This is a genomic window from Mesorhizobium sp. M1307, from assembly GCF_040318155.1.
Taxonomy (GTDB): Bacteria; Pseudomonadota; Alphaproteobacteria; order Rhizobiales; family Rhizobiaceae; genus Mesorhizobium.
Window position 1 is genome coordinate 48,683 of the sequence record NZ_JAMYLR010000003.1, and the last position, 25,945, is coordinate 74,627.

The 25,945-nt window shown below is 64.2% G+C and carries 21 protein-coding genes; 14 read left to right on the plus strand and 7 right to left on the minus strand.

Annotated elements, in window-relative coordinates:
- Nucleotides 1-136 precede the first annotated feature (136 nt).
- Nucleotides 137-871: a L,D-transpeptidase gene (locus NKH16_RS05865; protein ID WP_352450962.1), complete on the minus strand. Its 735-nt coding sequence runs from the start codon at nucleotides 869-871 to the stop codon at nucleotides 137-139.
- Between the two features lie 222 nt (nucleotides 872-1,093).
- Here NKH16_RS05865 and NKH16_RS05870 point away from each other — a divergent pair, with 222 nt between their 5' ends.
- A complete protein-coding gene (locus tag NKH16_RS05870) occupies nucleotides 1,094-1,729 on the plus strand; it encodes a DNA-3-methyladenine glycosylase I (RefSeq protein ID WP_352450963.1) in 636 nt (211 codons plus the stop codon).
- Nucleotides 1,730-1,733: 4 nt separating this feature from the next.
- On the opposite strand, the gene NKH16_RS05875 is transcribed toward NKH16_RS05870, so the two are convergent.
- Nucleotides 1,734-1,985, minus strand: a complete 252-nt coding sequence (locus tag NKH16_RS05875; protein WP_352450964.1) for a hypothetical protein — start codon at nucleotides 1,983-1,985, stop codon at nucleotides 1,734-1,736.
- 231 nt (nucleotides 1,986-2,216) lie between these two features.
- On the opposite strand from NKH16_RS05875, the gene hisS reads away from it, so the two are divergent.
- The 6 genes from hisS to NKH16_RS05905 all read left to right on the plus strand — a co-directional run bounded on the left by hisS (nucleotide 2,217) and on the right by NKH16_RS05905 (nucleotide 9,371).
- Nucleotides 2,217-3,776, plus strand: a complete 1,560-nt coding sequence (hisS, locus tag NKH16_RS05880; protein ID WP_352747994.1) for a histidine--tRNA ligase — start codon at nucleotides 2,217-2,219, stop codon at nucleotides 3,774-3,776.
- A gap of 171 nt (nucleotides 3,777-3,947) precedes the next feature.
- On the plus strand, nucleotides 3,948-5,066 hold the full coding sequence (locus NKH16_RS05885; protein ID WP_352744036.1) for an ATP phosphoribosyltransferase regulatory subunit: 1,119 nt from the start codon (nucleotides 3,948-3,950) through the stop codon (nucleotides 5,064-5,066).
- The gene (gene hisG / locus NKH16_RS05890; protein ID WP_352744035.1) at nucleotides 5,063-5,764 is read left to right on the plus strand and encodes an ATP phosphoribosyltransferase; all 702 of its coding nucleotides are present in this window, start codon (nucleotides 5,063-5,065) and stop codon (nucleotides 5,762-5,764) included. Before NKH16_RS05885 ends, hisG begins: the two co-directional genes overlap by 4 nt.
- A gap of 407 nt (nucleotides 5,765-6,171) precedes the next feature.
- A complete protein-coding gene (locus NKH16_RS05895) occupies nucleotides 6,172-7,938 on the plus strand; it encodes an AMP-binding protein (protein WP_352833616.1) in 1,767 nt (588 codons plus the stop codon).
- Between the two features lie 67 nt (nucleotides 7,939-8,005).
- Complete coding sequence (locus NKH16_RS05900) at nucleotides 8,006-8,227, plus strand: cysteine rich repeat-containing protein (protein WP_352450969.1); 222 nt, start codon at nucleotides 8,006-8,008, stop codon at nucleotides 8,225-8,227.
- 40 nt (nucleotides 8,228-8,267) lie between these two features.
- A complete protein-coding gene (locus NKH16_RS05905; protein WP_352874853.1) occupies nucleotides 8,268-9,371 on the plus strand; it encodes a calcium:cation antiporter in 1,104 nt (367 codons plus the stop codon).
- Nucleotides 9,372-9,930: 559 nt separating this feature from the next.
- Here the strand turns inward: NKH16_RS05905 and NKH16_RS05910 are convergent.
- Together NKH16_RS05910 and NKH16_RS05915 are read right to left on the minus strand one after the other, a co-directional pair.
- Nucleotides 9,931-11,025 carry an alkene reductase gene (locus tag NKH16_RS05910; RefSeq protein ID WP_352874851.1) on the minus strand — a complete coding sequence of 365 codons (1,095 nt, stop codon included), beginning with the start codon at nucleotides 11,023-11,025 and terminating at the stop codon, nucleotides 9,931-9,933.
- Nucleotides 11,026-11,083: 58 nt separating this feature from the next.
- A complete protein-coding gene (locus NKH16_RS05915) occupies nucleotides 11,084-11,872 on the minus strand; it encodes an SDR family NAD(P)-dependent oxidoreductase (RefSeq protein WP_352874849.1) in 789 nt (262 codons plus the stop codon).
- Nucleotides 11,873-11,982: 110 nt separating this feature from the next.
- Here NKH16_RS05915 and NKH16_RS05920 point away from each other — a divergent pair, with 110 nt between their 5' ends.
- The 3 genes from NKH16_RS05920 (at nucleotide 11,983) to NKH16_RS05930 (ending at nucleotide 17,577) form a co-directional block, all read left to right on the plus strand.
- Entirely contained in the window at nucleotides 11,983-12,546 is a 564-nt protein-coding gene (locus NKH16_RS05920; RefSeq protein ID WP_352451022.1) for a TetR/AcrR family transcriptional regulator, read from the plus strand.
- A gap of 724 nt (nucleotides 12,547-13,270) precedes the next feature.
- Nucleotides 13,271-14,377 (plus strand): efflux RND transporter periplasmic adaptor subunit, encoded by a 1,107-nt coding sequence (locus tag NKH16_RS05925; protein ID WP_051406143.1) that lies wholly within the window; start codon nucleotides 13,271-13,273, stop codon nucleotides 14,375-14,377.
- Nucleotides 14,374-17,577: an efflux RND transporter permease subunit gene (locus NKH16_RS05930; RefSeq protein ID WP_352874847.1), complete on the plus strand. Its 3,204-nt coding sequence runs from the start codon at nucleotides 14,374-14,376 to the stop codon at nucleotides 17,575-17,577. The genes NKH16_RS05925 and NKH16_RS05930 overlap by 4 nt, the downstream gene beginning before the upstream one ends.
- A gap of 412 nt (nucleotides 17,578-17,989) precedes the next feature.
- Here NKH16_RS05930 and NKH16_RS05935 read toward each other — a convergent pair whose 3' ends face one another.
- Nucleotides 17,990-18,631 (minus strand): peroxiredoxin-like family protein, encoded by a 642-nt coding sequence (locus NKH16_RS05935; protein ID WP_352450977.1) that lies wholly within the window; start codon nucleotides 18,629-18,631, stop codon nucleotides 17,990-17,992.
- A 413-nt stretch (nucleotides 18,632-19,044) separates the two neighbouring features.
- Between NKH16_RS05935 and NKH16_RS05940 the strand changes: the two genes are divergently transcribed.
- A complete protein-coding gene (locus NKH16_RS05940; protein WP_352874844.1) occupies nucleotides 19,045-19,647 on the plus strand; it encodes a cupin in 603 nt (200 codons plus the stop codon).
- A gap of 64 nt (nucleotides 19,648-19,711) precedes the next feature.
- Here the strand turns inward: NKH16_RS05940 and NKH16_RS05945 are convergent, their stop codons facing one another.
- Nucleotides 19,712-20,620 carry a hydrogen peroxide-inducible genes activator gene (locus tag NKH16_RS05945; protein WP_352874842.1) on the minus strand — a complete coding sequence of 303 codons (909 nt, stop codon included), beginning with the start codon at nucleotides 20,618-20,620 and terminating at the stop codon, nucleotides 19,712-19,714.
- 147 nt (nucleotides 20,621-20,767) lie between these two features.
- On the opposite strand from NKH16_RS05945, the gene katG reads away from it, so the two are divergent.
- Nucleotides 20,768-22,966, plus strand: a complete 2,199-nt coding sequence (gene katG / locus NKH16_RS05950) for a catalase/peroxidase HPI (RefSeq protein ID WP_352874841.1) — start codon at nucleotides 20,768-20,770, stop codon at nucleotides 22,964-22,966.
- A gap of 77 nt (nucleotides 22,967-23,043) precedes the next feature.
- Here katG and NKH16_RS05955 read toward each other — a convergent pair whose 3' ends face one another.
- Nucleotides 23,044-23,721, minus strand: coding sequence for an MIP/aquaporin family protein (locus NKH16_RS05955; protein ID WP_352541796.1), 678 nt, complete (start codon nucleotides 23,719-23,721; stop codon nucleotides 23,044-23,046).
- 345 nt (nucleotides 23,722-24,066) lie between these two features.
- Here NKH16_RS05955 and NKH16_RS05960 point away from each other — a divergent pair, with 345 nt between their 5' ends.
- A complete protein-coding gene (locus NKH16_RS05960; protein ID WP_352874839.1) occupies nucleotides 24,067-25,356 on the plus strand; it encodes an RsmB/NOP family class I SAM-dependent RNA methyltransferase in 1,290 nt (429 codons plus the stop codon).
- Between the two features lie 125 nt (nucleotides 25,357-25,481).
- Nucleotides 25,482-25,940, plus strand: coding sequence for a PaaI family thioesterase (locus NKH16_RS05965; protein WP_352541800.1), 459 nt, complete (start codon nucleotides 25,482-25,484; stop codon nucleotides 25,938-25,940).
- The last annotated feature ends 5 nt before the right edge of the window (nucleotides 25,941-25,945 follow it).

Sequence of the window (25,945 nt, forward strand, 5' to 3'; positions counted from 1 at the left end):
CTGGCGGAAACAAAAAGGGCAGCACGGCTTGCCGCGCTGCCCTTTCGTGACTGGCCGCATCCCCACACGGCCCGTCCCCCGTTATTCAATGCTCCCGAGGCTTCTGAGCAGAATCATCGGTGAGGTCAACCGCAGATTACATCACTACAACCGTCGTGCCAACATTGACCCGCTCGTAAAGGTCGACCACGTCCTCGTTGCGCATGCGGATGCAGCCCGACGACACCGCGCCGCCGATCGTCCAGGGCTGATTGGTGCCGTGGATACGGTACTCGGTCGAGCCGAGATAGAGCGCGCGTGCGCCGAGCGGGTTTTCCATGCCGCCGGCGAGATAGGTCGGCAGATAACGGCCCTTGGCGGCTTCGCGGGCGATCATCACCGCCGGCGGCCGCCAATCCGGCCAGACGCGCTTGTTGGTGATCTTGTGGGTGCCGGACCATTCGAAGCCCGGCTTGCCGGTGCCGACGCCATAACGCCGCGCCTTACCGTTCTTCCCGACCAGATAGAGGAAATTCTCTCGCGTATCGATGACGATCGTGCCCGGCTTCTGCGGGCCGTCATAGGCGACTTCCTGCGGCAGATAGATCGGGTCGATCTGCGGCCGCATCACCATGCGCTTGGCCGGCGCCTGCACCGCTGCGGTGCGCAGCTGATCGGGTTCGGCCAGCCGCCGGTAGCGCCGTTGCGGCTGCGCCTCTTGCCGGCTCTGCCGCACGGTGCCCGGGGCATGGCCGAGCTGCAGCACCCAGGGCGCCGAAAGATCTGGGCTGACCACCACCGGCGGCCTCTCCGCATAGCGGTCGTTGGCATTGGCGGCGCCGGCCGCAAGCACGGCCGCGGCGCCGAACAGTGGGAACAAGAATGTCTTCATCGCAACGCACCTTGATCGTCGAACATGCCGGGGTGCAAAGCCTCCCCGATTTCGCCGACATTGGGCGCGAAGCGGCAACCGAAACATGAATCGGAATGCGTAAAATGCCGATCTGTCAGTAAAGCTTTTGGTGTGGTTACCGCCCGGTTCAGGAATCTGGTAAAGCCGCGGTAAAGGCCGCGTCAAAACGCGTCAACGCCAAGACACGAACGGAATTCCGCCATGGATGAAAAGACAGGTCTGCTTGCCGGTCCCGACGGCATCGCCCGCTGCTTCTGGCACGGCAACCTGCCGGATTATCTGCACTACCACGACCACGAATGGGGCCGGCCGGTCGCCGACGACCGCCGCCTGTTCGAGAAGATCTGCCTCGAAGGTTTTCAGTCGGGCCTGTCCTGGCTGACCATATTGCGCAAGCGCGACAATTTCCGCGAGGCGTTTGCCGGCTTCGATGTCGACAAGATCGCGGCTTTCACCGACGCCGATGTCGAGCGCCTGCTCGGCAATGCCGGCATCATCCGTCACCGCGGCAAGATCGTGTCGACCATCAAGAACGCCAAGCGCGCCCGCGAACTCATCGACGAGGCCGGCTCGCTGGCGGCCTGGTTCTGGAAGTTCGAGCCCGGCCCGCACGAGCGTCCCGAGATCGTCGACCTCGCGCATTTGCGCGCCAATCCGACGACGGCCGTCTCGGTCCGCATTTCGAAAGAGCTGAAGAAGCGCGGCTGGAGCTTTGTCGGCCCGACCACCGTCTACGCCTTCATGCAGGCGATGGGGCTGGTCAACGACCATCTCGAGGGCTGCGTCTGCCGCGAACCGGTCGAGGCGGAACGGAAAGCGTTCAAGCGGCCGAAATAGCGGCTCAGGCGCCGCCGGCGCCGGCCAGGAAAAACCCGGCAAGGATGGCCGCCAGCGCGGCGAACACCGGATAGATTACCAGCAGTCCGGTCATCAGCACGTCGCGCATGGTCGGTCCGCTGCGCTGTTGCGCCGCGACCTCGAACGGTCCGGCGATTTGCTTCGTCTTCGGGGCATAACCATCGGCCGGCCGCAGCCGGACCGAGGCGTCGCGTGCCCGGCTATCGATGATGTCGAACTTCTGTAGCGTGGCCATGGCCCCGAACCCCTTGTTTCGGCGCGCTTATCGGCCCGGATTGTGTCGGCACGATGCCGCGCGCATGGCGCAATTGTTTCAGCTTCTTTTTCTTGCCTTCTCGCGCAGGGGGAGCAGGGAGAAGCGCAAACCCTTGCCTTCTCCGGGCTGCATCGGTTAGGACACCCGCGCCGTGGAAATCGGTTATTTAACCGATCCCCGAAGCGCCACGAAACACCGAGTACCCATCCCATGGCCGACAAATCCGAAAAGATGAAAGCGCGGCTGCCGCGCGGCTTTGTCGACCGCGGCGCCGACGATCTGCGCACCGTCGAGAAGATGATGGCGACGATCCGCTCGGTCTTTGAGCTTTACGGTTTCGAGCCGGTCGACCAGCCGCTGATCGAATACACCGATGCGCTCGGCAAATTCCTGCCCGACCAGGACCGGCCGAACGAGGGCGTGTTCTCGTTCCAGGACGATGACGACCAGTGGCTGTCGCTGCGCTACGACCTGACCGCGCCGATGGCGCGCTTCGTCGCCGAGAATTTCGAGCGCCTGCCGAAACCCTATCGCAGCTATCGTTCCGGCTGGGTGTTCCGCAACGAGAAGCCCGGTCCCGGCCGCTTCCGCCAGTTCATGCAGTTCGACGCCGACACGGTAGGCACGCCGGGTGTCGCGGCCGATGCCGAGATGGCGATGATGATGGCCGACGTGATGGAGGCGCTCGGCATCAAGCGCGGTGATTACGTCGTCCGCGTCAACAACCGCAAAGTGCTCGACGGTGTGCTCGAGGCGATCGGCCTCGGCGGCGACGAGAACGCTGGCCGCCGGCTGCAGGTGCTGCGGGCGATCGACAAGCTGGACAAGCTGGGCGTCGAGGGCGTGCGCCTGCTTTTGGGCGCCGGGCGCAAGGACGAGAGCGGTGATTTTACCAAGGGCGCCGGGCTGGGTAACGCTCAAATCGATGTTGTGATCAGCTATTTCACGGTCATGGCGCAGCATGATCCCGAACAAGTTGTCCAGACACTGGGATCTATCACCCCAGGGCTCAGCAATCTTGTCGAGGAAAGAAAACTCGAACATCTCGGCATCACGAACGCCTCGTTTGTCGAGGGTCTTGCAGAGTTGGAGCAGATAAGAACCATGGTCGCGCAAAGCGGCTACGGTGAGGATCGCATTCGCATCGATCCCTCCGTTGTGCGTGGCCTCGAATATTACACCGGCCCGGTCTACGAGGCCGAGCTGCTGGCCGAAATCCCCAACGAGGACGGCCAGATCGTGCGCTTCGGCTCGGTTGGCGGCGGCGGACGTTATGACGGCCTCGTCTCGCGCTTTCGTGGCGAGCCGGTGCCGGCGACCGGTTTTTCGATCGGCGTCTCGCGGCTGATGACGGCGCTGAAGAACCTCGGCAAGCTCGATACTTCCGATGTCATCGCGCCGGTCGTCGTGCTGACCATGGACAAGGACACGGAAAGCCTCGGCCGCTACCAGAAGATGGTGGCCGAGCTGCGCGCCGCCGGCATCCGCTCGGAAATGTATCTCGGCGGCGCCGGCATGAAGGCGCAGTTGAAATATGCCGACCGCCGCGGCAGCCCGGTCGCCGTCATCCAGGGCGGCGACGAGCGCGCCAAGGGCGAGGTGCAGATCAAGGACCTGATCGAAGGCGCGAAAATGTCGGCCGAGATCGCCGACAACGCCGAATGGCGCGCCGCACGACCGGCGCAGGTGACCGTGTCGCAAGGCGATCTGGTCGCCGAGGTGAAGAAGATACTGGCGGCGCAGGCCGAGGAGCGGGCGCGTGGCAAGTAGGGCGCCGCTTCCTTCTCCCCCTGGGGGAGAAGGTGGCCGAGCGAAGCTCGGTCGGATGAGGGGTGTTCCAGGGAACGCCGACGCCTCATTTCTTCCGGCACCCCTCATCCGTCTTGGCGCTTCGCGCCAATCCACCTTCTCCCACAGGGGGAGAAGGGAAGGGCGCCTGCCGTGACCTCGCGCCCCGCCATCGCATCCGACATCACCAGCCTCTTCGCCGCGCGCAACACCCACGCGGTCGAGGTCGCTGTGCTGCAGCCGGCCGATCCGTTCCTCGACATGGCCGGCGAGGATTTGCGGCGCCGCATCTTTCTCACCGAAAGCGAGACCGGGCAGACGCTTTGCCTGCGGCCGGAATTCACCATTCCGGTCTGCCTCGACCACATCGCCAGCCAGGCCGGCACGCCGCGCCGCTATTCCTATCTCGGCGAGGTGTTTCGCCAGCGCCGCGAGGGCGGCAACGAGTTCTTCCAGGCCGGCATCGAGGATCTCGGCGACCGCGACACGGCGGCCGCCGACGCCCGTTCGCTGGCCGATGCGCATGCGCTGCTGTCGCTGGTGCTGCCCGGCCGGGAGCTGGCGGTGACGCTCGGCGACCAGACCATCTTCGAGGCGGTGCTGGCCGCGCTTGGCCTGCCGCGCGGCTGGCGCATGCGGCTGGCGCGCGCCTTCGGCTCGGCGCCGATGCTTGAGGCAGCCCTTGCCGACCTCGCCAATCCACCGCGCAACAGCCAGCTTGCCGGCGCGGCCGCCGCCCTTGTCCTCGACGGCGATCTTGACGGTCTTTCGGCGCATATCGCCGGCGGCATGGAAGAGGCCGGCCTGTCGGCAACGGCCGGGCGTTCGCCGTCCGAGATTGCGCGGCGCCTGATCGAGAAAGCCGAACTGCGCAGCGTACGGCTGTCGAACGAGGCATTCGCGGCACTAAAGAGTTTCCTGGCGATCGACGTGCCGCTCGACAGCGCCGCCGGAGCGCTCGAACGTTTTGCAGCCGATGCCGGGCTTTCACTGGGGGCTGCGCTGGAGAATTTCGCAGCCCGCGCCGCGGCCATCGCAAGCCTCGGCCTGCCGATGTCTGAAATCAGCTACGACGCCGCCTTCGGCCGGCCGCTCGATTACTACACCGGCCTGGTCTTCGAGATCGCGGCGCAGGATGGCGACCGGCCGCTCGCCGGTGGTGGCCGCTACGACCGGCTGCTGACGCTGCTCGGCGCCAAAACGCCGATCCCTGGCGTCGGTTTTTCCGTCTGGCTCGACCGCATCGAGGCGCTGCGGGAGACGGCGCCATGATCACGCTGGCGATCCCGTCGAAAGGCCGGCTCAAGGAGCAGGCGCTGCAGGTGCTGGCCAAGGCCGGGCTTGCCGTCAGCCTGCCCGGCGACGAGCGCAAATATCGCGCCCGCATCGACGGCCTTGACGGCGTCGAGATAGCGTTCCTGTCCGCCTCGGAGATATCAGGCGAGATCGGCCAGGGGTCGGTCGATCTCGGCATCACCGGCGAGGACCTTTTGCGCGAAAACCTTGCCGATTGCGAGGCGCGCGCCGAAATCATCGCCCGCCTCGGTTTCGGCAATGCCGATGTCGTCGTCGCCGTGCCCGACATCTGGCTCGATGTCGACACGATGGCCGACCTCGACGACGTCGCCGCCGATTTCCGCCAGCGCCACGGCCGCCGGCTCAGGATCGCCACCAAATACTGGCGCCTGACCCAGCAGTTCTTTTCGCAAAAGCACGGCATCCAGGTCTACCGCATCGTCGAAAGCCTCGGCGCCACCGAGGGTGCGCCGGCGGCCGGATTGGCCGATATCGTCGTCGACATCACCACCTCAGGTTCGACGCTGCGCGCCAACCATCTCAAGGTGCTGGCCGACGGCGTCATCCTGCGCTCGCAGGCCTGCCTCGTCGCGTCGAGGAAGATGCGTTCGGCGGCCGACGAGGCGACTTTGCGCGATATTGCGGCCAGGATGGCATCGGTGAATTCAGGCTGACGTCGCCAATCTCCCCCCTTGAGGGGGAGATGTCGCCGAAGGCGACAGAGGGGGTCGGTACGTCTTGACGCGACTCTCCTAACGGACAGAACAGGCAGGTGCTCCACGCGAGACGACCCCCTCTGGCCTGCCGGCCATCTCCCCCTCAAGGAGGGAGATTGGCAGCTTGGCCGCTGGCACCGACCTGACGCGATTTTCTTGACGTACAGCAATTTTGTTCTTGCTTTGTGCCGGCAGCTATGCTATTAATCTCGCTACGGTGCCAATTGGCCCCGAAGACCCGCCCGCCGAGGCGGGTTTTTTATTTTCGGCCCTTACAGGCGAGTTCCCACCCAGCCCCACCATGGACGGGATTTCCACCACCCCGCCGGGCTGATAGGCTCGGCTGGTCTGCGGAGGACACGGCGATGCCGATCAATCTCGACGAGTTGAAGAATGCCACCAGCCTGCGCTCCAAGCGCGATGGCGGCTCGTTCGTTGCGCCGGTCGACGGCACGGCGCATGTCTCGGGCGAGCGCAGCGTGCCGCTGCTCAACCTGACCATCCCGGCGCTGTTTGCCGATACGGTCGGCAAATACGGCACGCTCGATGCCGCCGTCTTCGTCGAGCAGGACAAGCGCTTCACCTGGGAAGAGCTGTCCGAGACTGTCGATGCGCTCGCCGCCGGTTTCCTGGCGCTCGGCCTCGAGAAAGGCGACCGCGTCGGCATCTGGTCGCCGAACCGCTGGGAATGGCTGGCGACGCAATTTGCCACCGCCCGCATCGGCCTGGTCCTGGTCAACATCAACCCGGCCTACCGGCTGGTCGAACTGGAGTATGCCTTGAACAAGGTCGGCTGCAAGGCGCTGGTCACCGCCGCCACATTCAAGAGCTCCGACTATCTCGGCATGATCGCGACGCTGGCGCCGGAGATCGCCAACGCTGCGCCGGGCAAGCTCGAGGCCAACAAGCTGCCGGCGCTGAAGACCGTCATCCGCATGGACGAGGAGAATTCTGCGGGCATGTTCAATTTCGCCGACGTGCTGGCGATGGCTGGCCGCGACGAGCATGACAAGCTCGACCGGATTTCAGCGGGGCTGAAACCGGACGACGCCATCAACATCCAGTTCACCAGCGGCACGACTGGCGCACCCAAGGGCGCGACGCTGACCCACAACAACATCGTCAACAACGGCAATTTCGTCACTTCGGCGATCCGGCTCACCGTCGACGACCTGCTGTGCATCCCGGTGCCGCTCTATCATTGCTTCGGCATGTCGATGGGCACGATGGGCTGCGTCACCAAGGGCGCGACCATGGTTTTCCCGAGCGAGGGGTTCGATGCGGGCGCCACCCTGAAGGCGGTGGCAACGGAACGCTGCACCGCGCTCTACGGCGTGCCGACCATGTTCGTCGGCCTGCTCGACCATCCGGAGTTCGCCTCCTTCGATCTCACCAGCCTGCGCACCGGCATCATGGCCGGCTCGCCATGCCCGATCGAGGTGATGAAGAAGGTGGTGTCGCTGATGCACATGGCAGAGGTGACCATCGCCTACGGCATGACCGAGACCAGCCCGGTCTCGTTCCAGAGCAGCGTCGACGACCCTCTGGAAAAGCGCGTCTCGACCGTCGGCCGCGTCCATCCGCATGTCGAGGTCAAGGCCATCGACGCCGAAGGTGCCACCGTCGCCGTCGGCGCGCCGGGCGAGCTCTGCACGCGCGGTTATTCCGTGATGAAGGGCTATTGGGACGATGAGCAGAAGACCCGCGAGGCCATCGACGCCGACGGCTGGATGCACACCGGCGACCTCGCCACCATCGATGCCGAGGGCTATTGCAACATCGTCGGCCGGGTCAAGGACATGGTCATCCGCGGCGGCGAGAACGTCTATCCGCGCGAGGTCGAGGAGTTCCTCTATCGCCACCCCAAGGTCAAGGAGGTGCAGGTGTTCGGCATTCCCGACCCGAAATACGGCGAGGAGCTGTGCGCCTGGATCGTGCTGAAGCCCGGCCAGATCACCACCGAGCAGGAGATCAAGGCCTTCTGCGCCGGCCAGATCGCCCATTTCAAGATCCCGCGCTACATCCGCTTCCGCACCGAATTGCCGATGACCGTGACCGGCAAGCCGCAGAAATTCCTGATGCGCCAGGCGATGGTCGACGAGCTGGGATTGGTGACGCAGAAGACGGCGTGAAAAGGCTTCCGTTTGTATCTACGCGTGACGGAGGCGTTGTTTGGGCAACATATTTGAGGGGTGTTCCATGCGGATTGGGTTAGGCGTGCTTTTCCTGGCAACTCAGCTGGCAGCCACCGCGGTGCTGGCGCAGACGGCGGCCGAGCGTGAGGCCTGCCAAGCGGATTACCAAAGATTGTGCAAGGGCGTGTTGCCGGGCGGTGGCCGCGTCGTCAAATGCCTGGCCGGTCACATGAGCGAGCTGACGCCCGAATGCAAGAAGGTCGTCAAGGCCAACACGCCCGGCTAGCGCGCGAGCTTCCTGCGGGTTGGAACGCAAAAGAATGACAATGAGCGGTTTCGCAAGATCGGCGGTTTCCTATGGCATGCCGTTGGCCGCGCTGGCGATGGCTGTCGCGGTCAGGGCCAGCGGGGTGTCGGTGGACGAAGGGTCGCTGGGCACCAGGATGTTTATCGGCGCGCTGTCGAGCGCGATCATGTTCATCACCATTTTCGTGGTGCTCGACCACGCCGAGGCGGTGGCCAGGCGGGTGGGCGAGCCGTACGGCACGTTGGTGCTGACCATCGCGGTGACGGCAATCGAAGTGTCGATCATCGTTTCCATCATGCTGCATGGGGCCAACAACCCGACGCTTGCACGCGAATCCGTGTTCTCGACGGTGATGATCACCTCCACCGGCGTCGTCGGCATGTGTCTCACCTTTGGCGGCTGGCGCCATCGCAAGCAGGCGATCGTCCGCCAAGGCACCAGCGCCTATCTGGCGGTTCTGGTCGCGCTGACCGTCACGACGCTCATTCTGCCGACCTACACGCGAACCACCGATCCCGGCACGTTCTCGGCGGCTCAGCTTGGCTTCGTCAGCGTGCTTTCAGTGCTGCTGTATGCAGGTTTTCTGTTCGCTCAGACCGTCCGCCACCGCGACGATTTTATCGACGCACAAGCGCACGGCGCCGCAACGCGAACCGACGCCCACGAAAGCGTCACCGCCGGCGCTGTTCTCCTGCTGATCGGGCTGATCGGCATCGTCATGCTGGCCGAACAGGTCGCCGCCAGCGTCGAGGATGCGCTCGTCGCCTACCAGGTGCCGCAGGCCGACGCCATTGTCGGCGCGATGATCGCGGGCTTGGTCCTGATGCCGGAGGCCATTTCGGCGGTTCGCGCCGCACTCAGCAACGAGCTGCAGCGCGGCCTGAACGTCGCCATGGGTTCGGCCTGTGCCACAATCGGCCTGACAATACCGGGCATAGCCGCCGCCAGCCTGCTGACCGGAAGAGGCCTGACCCTGGGGCTGCCGGCGACCGACACGGTGCTTTTGGTCCTGGCGCTTTTCATCTGCAATGTGAGTTTCAGCACGGAAAGGACGACGTTCTTGACCGGCTTGGTCCATCTGGTGGTGTTTTTTACTTGGGTATTTTTGATATTTGTGCCGTGAGGGGGTGGGGCGGATGGGCCAGGAAACCACTATCGACCGGTTTTCGAACGAGCAGCCACGCGTTTCCGCACTGAGTTGCGAAGTAGGCAAGCCGCAGAAGTTCCGGATGAGGCGATGGTCGAGAATTGAGAGTGGTGACAGCAAAGACGGCTTGAGGGGTGGGCGCCAATTTGTCTCCTTTGCGCCATGGGCGGACGCTTAGCACCAAGGCTTTGAACGTCTCGATCGGGCCGGAAGCGGACTTGCGGCTTGGAGGCTTGGAATGTGAGAAGCGGACGTTCAGGCGCCCCCATGCATCGACGCGATCTGACCCATTCACGACAGTCGAAATCACGGTGAATGGGTCCGCTTGCGCCTGTAAAGCGAACGTACGACGTGCTACGAATCTCGCCTGGCTGGTCCTGGGCGGACCAGAGCAGCTAACGTCTATGCTATAGCCCTCCATGGCCCTCCTGAATCCCTGGGTTTGGACACCAGTTCGAGCGGAGCGCCAGAGAGATGCCCTGAGGCGCTGCTGTCACGTGGGATGGCTGCCTCGCAGGCGCCGCCCTCCGATAGCTCATGGGCGGCTTGAGGCGGCGATCGCGGGATAGTCGGTATAGCCAGCGGAGCCGCCGCCATAGAGCGTCGCCGAGTTGAACTCCGTCAGCGGCGTGCGCGTCTTCAGCCGTTCCACAAGGTCGGGATTGGCGATGAACGGGCGCCCGAAGGCGAAGAGGTCCGCCTTGCCCTCGGCGAGCCGCGACGCCGCGAGGTCGAGGTCATAGCCGTTATTGGCGATATAGGTATTGTTGAAGCGCCGGCGGAGCGATCCGAAGTCGAACGGCGCGACATCGCGCGATCCGCCCGTGGCGCCCTCGACGACATGGATATAGACGATGCCCAAAGCATCGAGTTGATCGACGATATAGTCGAACTGCGCCTGGGGGGCGCTGCTCGAGACGCCGTTGGCGGGCGAGACGGGCGAAATCCGGATGCCGGTGCGCTCTGCGCCGATCTCCTCGACCACCGCAGTCGCAACCTCCAGCATCAGCCGGGCGCGGTTCTCGACCGATCCGCCATAAGCATCCGTGCGGACATTGGCACCGTCCTTGGCGAACTGGTCCAGCAGATAGCCGTTGGCGCCATGAATTTCGACGCCGTCGAAGCCGGCCTCAATGGCGTTCGCGGCTGCTTGCCGGAAATCGTTGACGATCCCGGGAAGCTCGTCGAGCGCCAGCGCGCGGGGCGCCGAAACCTCGACAAAGCCGTTGTTCACGAACGTCTTGGTCGCGGCCCGGATTGCCGAGGGCGCGACGGGCGCGGCGCCGTTCTCCTGCAGATCGACGTGCGAGACGCGGCCGACGTGCCAGAGCTGCAGGAAAATCCGCCCGTCCTTGGCGTGCACCGCGGTCGTGACCTTTCGCCAGCCGTCGATCTGAGCCTGAGAATAGATGCCAGGCGTGTCCTGGTAACCTTGTCCCTGCCGCGAGATCTGCGTGGCCTCGGAGATCAGCAGGCCGGCGGAGGCCCGCTGGCCGTAATACTCGGCGGCAAGATCGCCCGGAACGAAGCCCGGGCCAGCGCGATTGCGCGTGAGGGGCGCCATGACGATACGATTGGAGAGCGTCAGCGAGCCGAGAGAATAAGGCTCAAAAAGTGCTTTGTTGGTCATAGGTCACCTTGTTTGTCCCCGCCGCGACGAGGTCGTTATCAAATGGATTCGTTGGTGCTCAGGCGACCTTGCGGTACCGCTCGGCGGGATGTTCGTTCCGATAGTTCGGAAGCATGGCCGCGCGCGCGGCCTGAAGCGCGTCCCACTGCCCGGCATCGGGAAGCGGCGGGATGGTCACCGGTTCGCGGCGGTCGAAGCCGACCAGCGCCGCATCAACCAGATCGTCCACCTCCATCACGTTGGAAAGCGTGTTGATGTCGGCACCGACGTGGTCCCAGATCTCGGTTCGCGTCGTGGCGGGCAGCACGGCCTGGACGTAGACACCCTTCGGCTCAAGCTCGAGGCTGAGCCCCTGCGACAGAAACAGCACGAAGGCTTTGGTTGCGCCGTAGACCGTCATGCCGAACTCCGGCGCCAGGCCGACCACGGAGCCGATGTTGACGATCGACCCTTCGCCAGCTTTCGCAAGACGCGGGGCGATGGCGCTGGCAAGCCGCAGAAGTGCGGTCGTGTTGAGCGCAACCAGCCGGGCGACGTCATCGGTACTCTGCTCGATGAAGCTTCCGCCGATGGCTGTTCCGGCATTGTTGACTAGAATCCCGATGCCGGCGTCATCGCGCAGCCTCGTCTCTACCGTTGCAAGCTCGGCAGGCTGCGTAAGATCAGCCTGGATGATGTCGATCGCAACGCCAGTTTCCTGACGGAGCCGGGCTCCCAGTGCCTCCATTCGTGCCACGTCACGGGCAACCAGCACGAGGTCGTGTCCGCGGCGGGCGAACCGTTCGGCATAGGAAGCTCCGATGCCCGTGGAGGCGCCGGTTATGAGGACTGATGGAATGGTGGTCATGGCATTGCTCTTTTCTCTGATGGAACCTATATTCATGACGATCATCATGATTGCGGCTAAATATGATGGGCATCATGTAAATGTCAACGGGGCCGACGGAGAATTTTGAAATGAAGGTCAGTCGAGAGCAGATGGCGGAGAACCGTCACCGGATATTGGATGCGGCCAGCCGGCTGTTTCGCGAGAAGGGGTTCGACGCGGTCAGCGTGGCGGAAGTGATGAAGGCCGCCGGGCTCACCCATGGCGGCTTCTATGGTCATTTCAGTTCGAAGGACGACCTGATCGCGCAGACCCTTGCCCACGTCCTCGCCGCGGACTCAGGCGGAGGGGGCGATCTTCGCGCTTATGTAGGTTCCTATCTTTCGCCCCGGCATCGCGACAACTGCGCCGGCGGTTGCCCGACGGCGGGCCTTGCCGCAGCCATCCGCCATCAGACCCCGGCTGCACGCTCGGCCATGACGGAAGGCCTACGATCGCAGATCGACCGTATCGGCAAGGCGCTCCCGGAGTTGGATCCGGCAGACAGACGCCGCGCGGCGATCGGAAGCTGGGCAGCGATGGTGGGGGCAGTAATCCTCGCCCGGGCGATCGACGATCCCGCGCTCTCGGATGAAGTGCTTGATCAGACGCGTGCCTGGGTCGATGCCGGGATCAGCCAAGTGTCTGCCAGCTAGGTGGTCTGCGGCAGGAGTGCTCTTGTCGAGAGCAATGCGGCTATCGGCGTTGGTTGGGTGGCTATCTTGCAGAATATCGCACCGCAGCGTGCAATCAGCGGGATTCGCGGACCAAGAGGGTTTCGAACTTCCCTGTTCAGACAACCATGCTGTCGCCCAATTTCCGCTAAACTGGCGAATGAAGCCGTTCAACGGCAGAACATCGAATGACCGCTCCTGGCGCAACTACGCCCTCAAGCGCGGTCGCCGGTGTTGTCCGCTGTAAGGCGGTGGCACAACCAACTTTAACGGCCGACCTTGGGGCGCGTTGCAGACCGGCAGCCTCGGGGCCGATAGCGGAATGGCGGCTTTAACGTTTAAAGAAGGATTGCGGACGTTCAGCCCGACGGGACCAAGGTCTGCTCCCGGGTCTAGCCGTCCCGTCTCAATGGGGTCCCGGACCGCCCGGTGGATCTGCGTTGCCAGTGGCGGGTGGCGGGGCAGCCACAGGATGGACATTTCAGCCCATATGGAAAATGATCATGTTGCCATGCACAACAGTGCAGTGCTCTGATCTCGACGAAAGCCTGAGCGTAGAAGCGGATCAACCGACCTCCGGGTCCAGCGAGCGAGGACGCAAATGGACACCCCAGAGAATGGGCAATTGCATCGCGACGCGGGCGGGCCCTGTCGATCGGCCGGCTGGCTTCCCCGCGCCGCCGTGTCGGCGGCATTCCTGCTCGGCATGGCTTTCAGCAGCACTGCGTTTGCGCAGGACCAGCAGCTACCCGTGGTGACAGCGGCCAAGCCGGTGGTCCGTGAAATCGTCGAAGACGACGAGTTCGTCGGGCGCTTCGAAGCCGTCGACCAGGTCGCCATCCGTTCGCGCGTCAGCGGCTATCTGGACAAGGTCAGCTTCCAGGACGGCGCACTGGTCAACAAGGGCGACCTGCTCTTCACCATCGACGAGCGTCCGTACCAGGCGGCTTATGATGCCGCCAAGTCGCAAGTGGACGTCGCCAAGAGTCTGCTCGAATTCTCCAAGATGCAGCTGGATCGCGCCGACGAACTCGCCAAGACCGGCAATATCTCAACCGCGACGGTCGACGACCGCCGGCGGGAATACCTTTCGGCGCAGGCGCAGATGCAGGGCGCGACGGCTGCGCTGACGACGGCCAGCCTGAACATGGAATTCACCGAGATCAAGGCGCCCTTGTCCGGCCGCATCGACCGCCGGCTGGTGTCGGTCGGCAACCTCGTGCAGCCGGATTCCACCTTGCTGACGACCATCGTTACGCGCGATCCGATCGACTTCTATTTCGACGTCGATGAGCGCCTGTATTTCAGCTATGCCCGCGACGCGAAGGAGCGCGGCGGCAGCATGCAGGAAGGCGCCGGCGGGCTCGAGGTGGTGGTGCGCGTCGCCGACCGCGCGGAGGCGGTATTCAAAGGCAAGCTCGATTTTGCCGAGAACCGGATCGACAACGCGACCGGCACCATGCGGGTGCGTGCAAGGTTTCCCAACGCCGATGGCATTCTCCAGCCAGGCATGTTCGGGCGCATCAACGTGCCGGGGTCGCTGCCGCATAGCGGCGTGCTGGTGCCCGACGAGGCGATCGGCGCCGATCAGGATCGCCGCATCGTGTTCCTGGTGGATGAGGCCGGGATGGTGTCGGCGAAGCCCGTGCGCACCGGCCCGCTTCTCGACGGCTACCGGGTCATCCGCCAGGGCCTGACCGGCGACGAGACAATCATCGTCAAAGGGCTGATGCACGCCAGGCCCGGCACCAAGGTGAAGGTCGAGATGGTGACGTTGCCGCCCAAGGCCGAGACCGCCGAGTTGCAGCAATGAGGTTCGCACATTTCTTCGTCGACCGTCCGATCTTCGCATCGGTCGTTTCGATCGTCCTGCTGATCCTCGGCGGGATTGCTTATACCCAGCTGCCGGTCGCGCAATATCCCGAGATCGCGCCGCCGACCATCGTCGTTCGCGCGCAGTATCCGGGCGCCGACGCCGAGACGGTCGCAGCGACGGTGGCAACGCCGATCGAGCAGGAGATCAACGGCGTCGAGGGCATGCTCTACATGTCGTCCTATTCGTCGGGCGACGGGGCGATGGCGCTGACCATCACCTTCAAGCTGGGCACCAATCTCGACCAGGCTCAGGTGCTGGTGCAGAACCGCGTGTCGGTCGCCGAGCCGCGCCTGCCCGAAGAAGTCCGCCGCCTCGGCATCACCACCACCAAGAGCTCGCCCGACCTGATGATGGTCGTGCACATGCTGTCGCCCGACAATACCTACGACCAGCTCTACGTCTCGAACTACGCCCGCTCGCGGGTGCGCGACATACTGCTCAGACTAGACGGCGTCGGCGACCTCATCATCTTCGGCGAACGCGAATATTCGCTGCGCATCTGGCTCGATCCGGAAAAACTGTCCGCCCTGGGGATGACCTCGGGCGATGTGGTGCAGGCGCTGCGCGACCAGAACGTCCAGGTGTCGGGCGGCTCGATCGGCGCGCCGCCGACCAGCACCGGCACGGCGTTCCAGTACACGGTCACCACGCAAGGCCGCTTCAACGACGCACGCGACTTCCGATACGTGATCGTCAAATCGACCGACGACGGCCGCCTGATCTCGCTGCAGGACGTGGCGCGCATCGAGCTCGGCGCCAAGGATTACGTCACCAACTCCTATCTCAACGGCAAACCGGCGGTGGCGCTCGCCATCTTCCAGCGGCCGGGCACCAATGCGCTCGCCGCAGCCGCGGAGATCCAGGACAAGATGAAGGAGCTTTCCCGCGACTTCCCGAAGGGGTTGAGCTACGACATCGTCTACAATCCGACCGAGTTCGTCGCCGAGTCGATCCAGGAGGTCTACAAGACGATTCTCGAGGCGATGCTGCTGGTCATCATCGTCATCATCGTCTTCCTGCAATCGTGGCGCATGGCGATCGTGCCGATCGTGGCGATCCCCGTGTCGCTGATCGGCACGCTGGCGGTGCTTTACGCCGCCGGCTTCTCGCTCAACATGCTGACGCTGTTCGGCCTAGTTCTGGCGATCGGCATCGTCGTCGACGATGCGATCGTCGTGGTCGAAAACGTCGAGCGCAATATCGCCAGAGGGCTGGCGCCCAATCCGGCGTCGCACCTGACCATGGACGAAGTCGGAACGGCCGTCATCGCGATCTCGCTGGTGCTGATAGCCGTGTTCGTACCGACAGCCTTCATTCCCGGCATTTCTGGGCAGTTCTATCTGCAGTTTGCGATCACCATCGCGGTGTCGACGGCGATCTCGGCATTCAATTCGCTGACGCTTTCGCCGGCGCTGGCCGCACTGCTGTTCAAGCCGCATCACGCCGCGGCGGCGCCGCCGCGCTTTTTCCTGGCGCGGTTCGGACGGGCGCTCGCCGACGGCTTCAATCGCGGTTTCGACAGGGTCGCCCATTGGTATTCGAGCATCATCCGCGTGCTGGTCGGCTCGTGGATAACGATCGCCGCCATGCTGGCCGTTTTCGCGGCCCTCATCTACGCCACGGTCTACATGGTGCAGTCGGTGCCGCGCGGTTTCATTCCGTCGCTTGACCAGGGCTATGCGATCGTCGTCATCCAGTTGCCGGACGGCGCTTCGCTGTCGAGGACCGATGCGGTCATCCAGCAGGCGTCGCAGATCATCCAGAAAACGCCAGGCGTCGACTACGCGGTCGCCTTCGCCGGCTTCTCCGGCGCGACCTTCACCAACGCCAGCAACGCGGGCGTGATCTTCGCCAGGTTCAAGCCGTTTGACGAGCGACTGAAAGCCGGCCAGTCGGCGACCCAGGTCATCGGCAATCTGTTCGGCAGCCTGCAAAGCATCAAGGAAGCCTTCATTATCGCACTGCCGCCGCCGCCGATCCGCGGCGTCGGCAATGCCGGCGGCTTCAAGCTGCAGATCCAGGAGCGCAACAGCGCCGACATGCGGCAGATCCTGGCGCTTGCCAACGAAATCGCCGGCAAGGCCAACAAGACGCCGGGGCTGACGGGCGTGTTCACCACGTTCTCCGCGTCGAGCCCGCAATTCTTCCTGGCGATCGATCGCGACAAGGCGCGCATCCTGAACGTGCCGATCCCCAACATCTTCGAGGCGCTGTCGATCAATTTGGGCACCGCCTACGTCAACGACTTCAACGCTTTCGGGCGCGTCTACCAGGTGCGGGCGCAGGCCGACCAGGCGTTCCGTCTCGATCGCGCCGACATCTTGAAACTGAAGGTGCGCTCGGCGACCGGCGCGCTGGTTCCGCTCGGCACGTTGGTCGAGATCCGCGACGTCACCGGCCCGGCGCTGGTCCAGCGCTACAACATGTACGTTTCGGTGCCACTGCAGGGCAACGCCGCGCCCGGCGTTTCCACGGGCGACGCGCTGGCATTGATGGAAGGGATCACGGCAAAGACGCTGCCGGCCGGTACCTCCTATGAATGGACCGAGCTCGCCTATCAGGAGCGCAACACCGGCAATGCCGCTGTCTATATCTTCGGACTGTCGGTGTTGTTCGTGTTCCTGGCGCTGGCGGCGCAATATGAAAGCTGGGTGCTGCCGTTCGCCATTGTGCTGGTGGTGCCGCTCGGCGTGCTCGCGGCGTTGCTCGGCGTGTCGTTCCGAGGGCTGGACAACAACATCCTCGTGCAGATCGGCCTCATCGTGCTAATCGGGCTTGCCGCCAAGAACGCGATCCTGATCGTCGAATTCGCGCGGCAGGCGCAGGAACGCGGGCTGTCGGCCGCCGAGGCTGCCGTCGAAGCCTGCCGGCTCAGGCTGCGGCCGATCCTGATGACCGCCTTCTCGTTCATCCTCGGCGTCGTGCCGCTGATGATCGCAACGGGCCCGGGCGCAGAAATGCGGCAGTCGCTCGGCACCGCGGTGTTCTCCGGCATGCTCGGCGTCACCTTCGTCGGCCTGTTCCTGACGCCGGTGTTCTACGTCACGCTCAGGTCGCTGTTTTCACGGCGCAAGCCCCGTGCCGAGGCCGAGCCTTCGGGGCCGGCAGAGGCGCCATCGGAGACGGCCGCCGAGTAGGGTTACGAATTCGCCGCGTCGGGCGCGGCTTATCACTCCAGAAAATCGGCGCGGCGCGGCAACGGCCACGATCTGCGCGATCTCGGCGTCGAGGTGCGGCGGAGACCCTGCTCGGTCTGATCCAGCCTAACAGCCGCATCCAGTTCAGCGAGACGATGCCGGGCGGCGAGGCCAATGCGATCTTTCTATCTGGTCGACCGGGCGGGGCTTGAGGGCGCAACCGCGACCTCCGGAGTCCTCGCTTGCGATGTCTGCTTTCAGGACGCGGAGAAGCTGATCTCTACGGCCGAGATCGGGCGCGAAGCGGTCATCCACGATCTTCAGGTTTTGACCCAGAACGGCCTTTCCCCGGTAGTGAGCGGGAAGGGCGCGGTCGTCGAGCGAGTTGTCAGCCGCCTATTTCCGCAGCCCATTAATGTGCAACTTGGGAAGCCGCTGACATCAATTCCTCCGGATTCGGCGCCTTGGGGGTATTGAGGCCAGCCTCCAGAACTTCAGTGAAGCTCCAGCGTACAATGCCCCCTCGGTCGATGAGAAACTGACCAACCAGCAACTCCTTAGCGGAAGCCATCATCTGCTGATCGGCTTCCGTAATCTCATACCCCTCCTTCTTGTTGAGCAACTCGTTTATTGCGATGGGGTCCATAGGCTCGGGCAACTCACCCGGGAGATCGATACGGATCCCCATGACCTTGTCCATCCCGATCTCGCGCAAGCCGAAAGCACGGTGCGAGGCCCGCTCCGGGTCGGACGCGGCGAGAAGATCGGGTGTCGGATGGTAACGGAAATAGAGCCGTGCCCGCTCTACCGGCGTATTGACGACCGCCAGGCATTCGACGCCTTTCTCAGCCAGAGCCGGCTTGAGTTGCGCCATTGCCGCGACATTGCGCCGGCAGAACGCACAGTGCAGGCCTCGAAACAAGCCGATCAACAATGGGCTACGACCTCGAAAATCAGTGAGCGCGATTTTGCCTTCGCGGGAGATCGCATCGAGAATAATATTCGGCGCCCGGTCGCCCGGCTGCAGCGGGCGTTCGACATTACTCGCGGACATGGACAACCTCCTCGCCCGTGTAAGCACACCCAGTCATCGGGATTGAGTCCGTGCTGGGGGACGCCAGGGCAAAAATTGCTTTCGACCTTTGCCATATTGCCGAGGTCGAGATTACGCGCGTTGCAAGTGCATCATAACACGAAAAAAGCCTCTGCGGGTCGCCCGTTTCGCGAGCCGTCGCGAGCGCTGTGGTAAACAGTGTATCGTCTCATCCGTGCCATGGGACGACACAGCGGCGGGACCGATTGGATATTCACATGCTTGCGGTGCTCAAGTCTTGAAACTTGGGCGGCTTCGATGTGCCCGGACGTCAAATGCCGACCGCACAGATCGCAGATCTCTGCCCTCAGCGGAACCGAGCGCCGTGCAGCCGGTTAATCGGCATGAAGCCACCACCAATCCAAGGCCGCATCATGAGCATTCTGCAAACCACGAAGAAAGCCGTCGAGCAGGTCACCGGTGCCGCCAGACCGGGCCGGCGCGAGGTCCCCGATCTGGTCAGGCCGCGTAAAGCGAATACGTTTCGGTTTGGGGATGATGGCCTAGTGCCCAACCATCCGTTCTGGCCGCTTGTCGTCTATCGCGGCGCTGTGAAGTTGCCCGAAGGCTTCGATCCTGCGGCTGTCATGGAGGCGCTTTTCGAGGCAAATGGCTGGGGCGATAGCTGGCGCAACGGCATCTACGACTATGTTCACTACCATTCGCGGATACACGAGGTGCTCGGCGTTGCGCGCGGCACGGCCAAGGTCCGCTTTGGCGGCAACAAGGGACGAACGCTGTCGCTGAAGGCCGGCGATGTCGCGGTGCTTCCGGCCGGCACCGGGCACCAACGTCTTTTCGCATCCGACGATTTTCTGGTTGTCGGCGCCTATCCTCCATCCGGCACCTATGACGAATGCACGACCGCCGCCGACCATGCCAAGGCAGTCGTCACGATCCCCAGGGTTGGCCGTCCGCGCAAGGACCCTGTCTATGGAAGCAACGGCCCGTTGCTCGCAGCCTGGGAAAAGGATTGAAGCCGTTCCTTTCTTGCGGGTTGGCTTCGGGGCTAAAACCGGATCCTTGACCAACCTCAGCCGCTCACGCCGCCAGCACCGCCGCGTCCAGCCCGCGAATGATCTTCGCCAATTCGACGCATTCGTCGTGGCGAACCTTGTTGCGCCGCCAGGCGAGGCAGATCGTGCGCTGCGGCATCGGTTCCTGGAACGGCACGATCTTCAAATCGGGGATAGTGCTGGCTGGCCCCGCCGCCATTTCCGGGATGAGCGTGACGCCGAGCCCATGCGCCACCATCTGCAAGAGCGTCGTCAGGCTGGTCGCGCCGTAGCTTGCCATCGCCACCGGCCGCACGTTGCCGCAGACGGCGAGCGCCTGTTCGCGCAGGCAATGGCCTTCCTCGAGCAGCATCAGCCGCTCCAGTGCCGGGCTCTCCGGCGGCACCGGCGGCGAGGCGAAGGCGGGATCGCCGGCCGGCACGGCCAGGAAGAACCGGTCGGAGAAAAGTTCCTCGGTAACCAGGCCTGGGTAATCGAGAGGCAGCGCCGCGACGAAGGCGTCGAGCTTTCCCGAACTGGTGTCGTCGACCAGCGAGGCGGTCACGGCTTCGCGCAGTTCCAGCTGCAAGGCCGGGAAATGCCGTTTCAGCTCCGGCAGCACATGCGGCAAGAGATAGGGCGCCACCGTCGGGATGATGCCGAGCCGGAAGCGGCCTTCCAGCGCCGGGCGGCCGCGCCGGGCCGTCGCCTCGACGTCGCGGACGTCGGCGAGAATGCGCTCGATGCGCGGCAGCAGGGCCACGGCCTCGTCGGTCATCCGCACCACCTTGCCGCCGCGCTCGAACAGACGGCAATTCAGCCGCAGCTCCATCTCGGCGATCTGCGAAGACAGCGCCGGCTGGCTGACGCCGGCGAGTTTTGCCGCGCGGCCGAAATGCAGCATCTGCGCCAGCGCCTCGAAATAATGCATCTGCCGGACGGTCAAACCGATCATAAGGAAAACCTATCAGAATAAACAGCAAAGGCAATTTGTCTTTATCGGCTGGGCGGGCTAGTCTGGAACCATTCCAGAATGGCGCGGCCGCTGGCCCTGCCCGGAAAATCAACAAAATCCCGGAAAATCAACAAATCGGAGGCAAAGATGGACGCGAAAACCGACGACAACAGCGCCGGCAAATGCCCGGTCCCACATGGATCGGCCAGGAGGAGCAACCGTGACTGGTGGCCGAACCAGCTTGACCTTGGCGTCCTCCATCAGCAGTCCAGCCTCTCGGACCCGATGGACGAGGACTTCGACTACGCCAAGGAATTCAAGAGCCTCGATCTCGATGCGGTGATCAGGGATCTGCACCAGGTGATGACCGATTCGCAGGATTGGTGGCCGGCCGATTTCGGCCATTACGGCCCGCTCTTCATCCGCATGGCCTGGCACAGCGCCGGTACCTATCGCATCGGCGACGGCCGTGGCGGCGCCGGCGCCGGCCAGCAGCGTTTCGCGCCGCTCAACAGCTGGCCGGACAATGCCAATCTCGACAAGGCGCGCCGGCTGCTGTGGCCGGTCAAGCAGAAATACGGCAGGAAGATCTCCTGGGCCGACCTGTTGATCCTCGCCGGCAACGTCGCGCTGGAATCGATGGGCTTCAAGACCTTCGGCTTCGCCGGCGGCCGCGCCGATGTCTGGGAGCCGGAGCAGGACGTCGACTGGGGATCGGAAACCAAATGGCTCGCCGACGAGCGCTATTCCGGCGACCGCGAACTTCAGGGCCATCTCGGCGCCGTGCAGATGGGGCTGATCTACGTCAACCCAGAAGGGCCAAACGGCACGCCCGATCCGGTGGCCGCGGCGCGCGACATTCGCGAGACCTTCGCTCGCATGGCGATGAACGACGAGGAAACCGTGGCGCTCATCGCCGGCGGTCACACCTTCGGCAAGACCCACGGCGCCGGTGATGCATCGCTGGTCGGGGCGGAGCCGGAAGGCGCCGGCATCGAGGCGCAGGGCCTCGGCTGGTCGAGCAAGCATGCCACCGGCATTGCCGGCGACGCCATCACCTCGGGCCTCGAGGTGACCTGGACCACGACGCCGACCAGATGGAGCAACAACTTCTTCGACAATCTGTTCAACTACGAATGGGAGCTGACCAAGAGCCCGGCCGGCGCCCATCAGTGGACGCCGAAGGGCGGCGCCGGTGCAGGCACCGTGCCGGACGCGCACGATCCCTCGAAGCGCCGCGCGCCGGCGATGCTGACCACCGACCTCGCGCTGCGCGTCGACCCGGCCTACGAGAAGATTTCGCGGCGGTTCCATCAGAATCCGGATCAGTTCGCCGATGCCTTCGCCCGCGCCTGGTTCAAGCTGACCCATCGCGACATGGGTCCGGCCGTCCGCTATCTCGGCCCGCTCGTGCCGAAGGAAGAGCTGATCTGGCAGGATCCGATACCGGCAGTCGACCACGAGTTGGTCAGCGAACAGGACATCGCCTCGCTGAAGGCGAAGATCCTGGCCTCCGGCCTGTCCGTTTCCGAACTGGTCTCGACCGCCTGGGCCTCGGCCTCGACTTTCCGCGGCTCCGACAAGCGCGGCGGCGCCAACGGCGCCCGCATCCGCCTGGCGCCGCAGAAGGATTGGGAGGTCAACCAGCCGGACCAGCTGGCCAAGGTGCTCGAGACGCTCGAAGGCATCCAGAAGGGCTTCAATAACTCGCAGTCCGGCGGCAAGAAGGTCTCGCTTGCCGACCTGATCGTTCTCGGCGGCGTCGCCGCGGTCGAGAAGGCGGCGAAAGACGGCGGCCATGACGTGCAGGTGCCGTTCACGCCGGGCCGCATGGACGCCTCGCAGGACCAGACCGATGTCCAGTCCTTCGCCGCGCTCGAGCCGAAAGTCGATGGCTTCCGCAACTATGTCAGGGGCAAGCCGCCGATGTCGGTCGAAGCGATGCTGGTCGACCGCGCGCAGCTGCTGACCTTGACGGCGCCGGAGATGACGGTGCTCGTCGGCGGGTTGCGGGTGCTCGGCGCCAACACCGGTCAGTCGAAGCACGGGGTGTTCACCGACAGGCCGGGCACGTTGACCAACGATTTCTTCGTCAACCTGCTCTCCATGAACACGGTCTGGGATCCGGCCGCCGGTTCCGATGAAGTCTACGAAGCGCGCGACCGCAAGACCAGGGCAGTCAAGTGGACCGGCACCCGCGCCGACCTGATCTTCGGCTCGCACGCGCAACTGCGGGCGCTGGCCGAGGTCTACGGCTCGGCCGACGCCGGGCGGAAGTTCGTCAGGGATTTCGTCGCCGCCTGGACCAAGGTGATGAACGCCGACCGTTTCGACCTCGCGGCCTGATCCGGGCATACGAATTCTCGACGCAACAAAAAGGCGCGGGCCTTGACCCGCGCCTTTTCCATGAAGCCTTCGAAAAATCAGTCCTTCTCGAAGATACCGGCCTTGGCGACCACGCCGGCGATGGCGCCGCCGATCAGCGGCGCGACGATGAACAGCCAGAGCTGGCTGATCGCCGCAGTTCCCGAAAACAGCGCCGGTCCGATCGAACGGGCCGGGTTGAGCGATGTGCCGGTCACCGGAATGATGGCGAAGTGCAGTCCGGCCAGCGTCAGGCCGATGACCAGACCGGCGAAGGCCGTCGTGTGCTTGGCGTTGGTGACGCCGAGGATCACCGTGACGAAGGTGAAGGTGCCGATCAGCTCCCACAGGAAGGCCGAGCTGACGCCCCATTTCGTCACGTCCCAGCCATTGGCGCCGAAGCCGCCGGTGTGGCCGCCGACCTGTCCGGAGACGATGATCCACAGCGCCAGCGACGCGATGATGGCGCCGATGACCTGCGCGATCCAATAGGGAATGACGTCCCTGGCCGGCATCCGCCCGGCGAGGAACACACCGAGCGTCACCGCCGGATTGAGGTGCGCGCCCGAAATCGGGCCGATCGCGTAAGCGGCCGCTATCAGGCCGATGCCGAACGCCAGACCGATACCTTCCTGGCCGAGCGGCAGCGCGCCGCCGAAGCCGCCCGTCACCACCGAAGCCGTGCCGATGAACACCAATAGAAACGTGCCTAGAACTTCCGCCAGATAAGTTTTCATTGCCCTCTCCTCGTATCGACCCGCGGCTCCGCTTTTTCTGCGACGCGAATCACCGCGCAAAGAGTATTCGCAACCGGAAAACTTGCAAAGCAGAGCAGTTTCGCAAGCCGCTATGCTTGTGAGCGCCGGACACGCACATTAGAAGCATGTAATATACTGATCGAATTGTTTCGTTCCGCATGCCGGCGCCCGCCTGGTGGCCGCGGCTCGCGATGCACCAATCCACATTCGTCACCCGTCGGCATGGATCGTCTCGCCGTCGGCGAAACAGAACTGTTTCAATCAGGGCACGAAAAGCTCTAAGAGCAGGGCCGGAATTAATTTACTGAGTAATGGAAGACGACAATGAGACTGGGCGGGCGGCTGGCGGCAGCCATTGAAGTGCTTGACGACATTGGCCGGCGCCACCGGCCGGTGGCCGATGCGCTGAAAGACTGGGGCCTGTCGCACCGCTTCGCCGGCGGCGGCGACCGCGCCGCGATCGGCAACATCGTCTACGACGCGCTGCGCCGCAAGCGCTCGGCCGGCTGGCTGTTGGGCGAAGACACACCGCGCGCCATCGGCTTCGGCGCGCTGCTGCTCGAATGGGGCCAGACGGCGCAGTCGCTGAACGAGGCGCTCGAGGGCGACAAGTTCGCGCCGCCGCTGCTTACCGCCGACGAATTGAAAACGCTCGGCGGTCGCCGGCTTGCCGATGCGCCGCCGGCCGTCAGGGCAGATATCCCCGACTGGTGCATGCCGCTGTTCGAACGGGCGTTCGGCACGGCCTGGGTGGAAGAGGGTGCCGCGCTGGCGACGCGCCCGCCGCTCGACCTCAGGGTCAACACGCTAAAGGCCGATCGCGGCAAGGTGCTGGCGGAACTGGCGGAGACGGGCGCCAAGCCTGCCCGGATCGCGCCGCACGGCATCCGCATCCCGCCGATCGAGGGCGATGGCAGGCACCCGAACGTGCAGGCCGAACCGGCCTTCCAGAAAGGCTGGTTCGAGGTTCAGGACGAGGGTTCGCAGATTGCGGCCGAACTGGCCGGCGCCGAGCCTGGAATGCAGGTGCTCGACTTCTGCGCCGGCGCCGGCGGCAAGACGCTGGCGCTGTCCGCGGCGATGGACAATCGCGGCCAGATATTCGCCCACGATGCCGAGAAGGCACGGCTGGCGCCGATCTTCGATCGCATCCGCCGTTCGGAAAACCGCAATGTGCAGGTCGTCACAAGGCCGGCCGAGCTGGCGCCGCTCGGCAAGCACATGGATATCGTCCTGATCGATGCGCCCTGCACCGGCAGCGGCACCTGGCGGCGCCGGCCGGATGCTAAATGGCGGCTGACGCAAAGACAGCTCGACGCCCGCAAGGGCGAGCAGGAGACGATCCTCGATGCCGCCAGGGACTTCGTCAAACCCGGCGGCCTGCTGGTCTACATCACCTGTTCGGTGTTCGACGAGGAGAATGGCGACCAGGTTTCGGCCTTCCGGGGCCGCCATCCCGGTTTTGTCCCGCTCGATCACCGCCAGCTTTGGGACAGCCGTTTTGCGGGCCACGAAGCGGCAATGCGCATTGGCGCTGCGGGCGGCATTTCGCTGTCGCCATTGCTGAGCGGCACCGACGGCTTTTACTTCTGCGCGCTGCGGCGGGCCGGCTGAATCGTTGTCATCGATACAGGGCTAAGCCGAATGCTGCAGTGCAGCATTTGCGATTGCCTGCCGCCCACCCCTCTGCGATAAATGCCTTTGCAATAAGATTTGCCGAGAAACAAAGGGCGACGGCCATGGCAGCAAAGATCGTTCCTGCTCCCGATTATGAGGACCGCGTCAGGACGTCCTTCGCGCGCCAGAACGCGATGATGACGATTGGCGCCGAGCTGACGCTGGTGACGCCCGGCATCATCGAGATCGAAATGCCCTATTCTGTGGCGCTGACGCAGCAGCACGGCTTTCTCCATGCCGGCGTCATTTCGACGGCTCTCGACTCGGCCTGCGGCTATGCGGCATTCTCGCTGATGCCGGAAAATTCCGGCGTGCTGACCATCGAGTTCAAGGTCAATCTGCTGGCGCCCGGCAGGGGCGAGCGTTTCCTGTTTCGCGGCTCGGTGACCAAGCCTGGCCGCACCATCATCGTCGCCGATGGCCAGGCCTATGCATTCGCCGTCGACGGCGAGGCCAAGCTGATCGCCACGATGACCGGAACGATGATGACGGTGCTCGGCCGCGACGGTATCGAGGGCTGAGGAGC

Excerpts from the sequence above, each read along its gene's own strand:
- NKH16_RS05865 (WP_352450962.1), bottom strand. The coding sequence starts at position 871 with ATGAAGACATTCTTGTTCCCACTGTTCGGCGCCGCGGCCGTGCTTGCG.
- NKH16_RS05870 (WP_352450963.1), top strand. The coding sequence starts at position 1,094 with ATGGATGAAAAGACAGGTCTGCTTGCCGGTCCCGACGGCATCGCCCGC.
- NKH16_RS05875 (WP_352450964.1), bottom strand. The coding sequence starts at position 1,985 with ATGGCCACGCTACAGAAGTTCGACATCATCGATAGCCGGGCACGCGAC.
- hisS (WP_352747994.1), top strand. The coding sequence starts at position 2,217 with ATGGCCGACAAATCCGAAAAGATGAAAGCGCGGCTGCCGCGCGGCTTT.
- hisG (WP_352744035.1), top strand. The coding sequence starts at position 5,063 with ATGATCACGCTGGCGATCCCGTCGAAAGGCCGGCTCAAGGAGCAGGCG.
- NKH16_RS05895 (WP_352833616.1), top strand. The coding sequence starts at position 6,172 with ATGCCGATCAATCTCGACGAGTTGAAGAATGCCACCAGCCTGCGCTCC.
- NKH16_RS05900 (WP_352450969.1), top strand. The coding sequence starts at position 8,006 with ATGCGGATTGGGTTAGGCGTGCTTTTCCTGGCAACTCAGCTGGCAGCC.
- NKH16_RS05905 (WP_352874853.1), top strand. The coding sequence starts at position 8,268 with ATGAGCGGTTTCGCAAGATCGGCGGTTTCCTATGGCATGCCGTTGGCC.
- NKH16_RS05910 (WP_352874851.1), bottom strand. The coding sequence starts at position 11,025 with ATGACCAACAAAGCACTTTTTGAGCCTTATTCTCTCGGCTCGCTGACG.
- NKH16_RS05915 (WP_352874849.1), bottom strand. The coding sequence starts at position 11,872 with ATGACCACCATTCCATCAGTCCTCATAACCGGCGCCTCCACGGGCATC.
- NKH16_RS05920 (WP_352451022.1), top strand. The coding sequence starts at position 11,983 with ATGAAGGTCAGTCGAGAGCAGATGGCGGAGAACCGTCACCGGATATTG.
- NKH16_RS05925 (WP_051406143.1), top strand. The coding sequence starts at position 13,271 with ATGGCTTTCAGCAGCACTGCGTTTGCGCAGGACCAGCAGCTACCCGTG.
- NKH16_RS05930 (WP_352874847.1), top strand. The coding sequence starts at position 14,374 with ATGAGGTTCGCACATTTCTTCGTCGACCGTCCGATCTTCGCATCGGTC.
- NKH16_RS05935 (WP_352450977.1), bottom strand. The coding sequence starts at position 18,631 with ATGTCCGCGAGTAATGTCGAACGCCCGCTGCAGCCGGGCGACCGGGCG.
- NKH16_RS05940 (WP_352874844.1), top strand. The coding sequence starts at position 19,045 with ATGAGCATTCTGCAAACCACGAAGAAAGCCGTCGAGCAGGTCACCGGT.
- NKH16_RS05945 (WP_352874842.1), bottom strand. The coding sequence starts at position 20,620 with ATGATCGGTTTGACCGTCCGGCAGATGCATTATTTCGAGGCGCTGGCG.
- katG (WP_352874841.1), top strand. The coding sequence starts at position 20,768 with ATGGACGCGAAAACCGACGACAACAGCGCCGGCAAATGCCCGGTCCCA.
- NKH16_RS05955 (WP_352541796.1), bottom strand. The coding sequence starts at position 23,721 with ATGAAAACTTATCTGGCGGAAGTTCTAGGCACGTTTCTATTGGTGTTC.
- NKH16_RS05960 (WP_352874839.1), top strand. The coding sequence starts at position 24,067 with ATGAGACTGGGCGGGCGGCTGGCGGCAGCCATTGAAGTGCTTGACGAC.
- NKH16_RS05965 (WP_352541800.1), top strand. The coding sequence starts at position 25,482 with ATGGCAGCAAAGATCGTTCCTGCTCCCGATTATGAGGACCGCGTCAGG.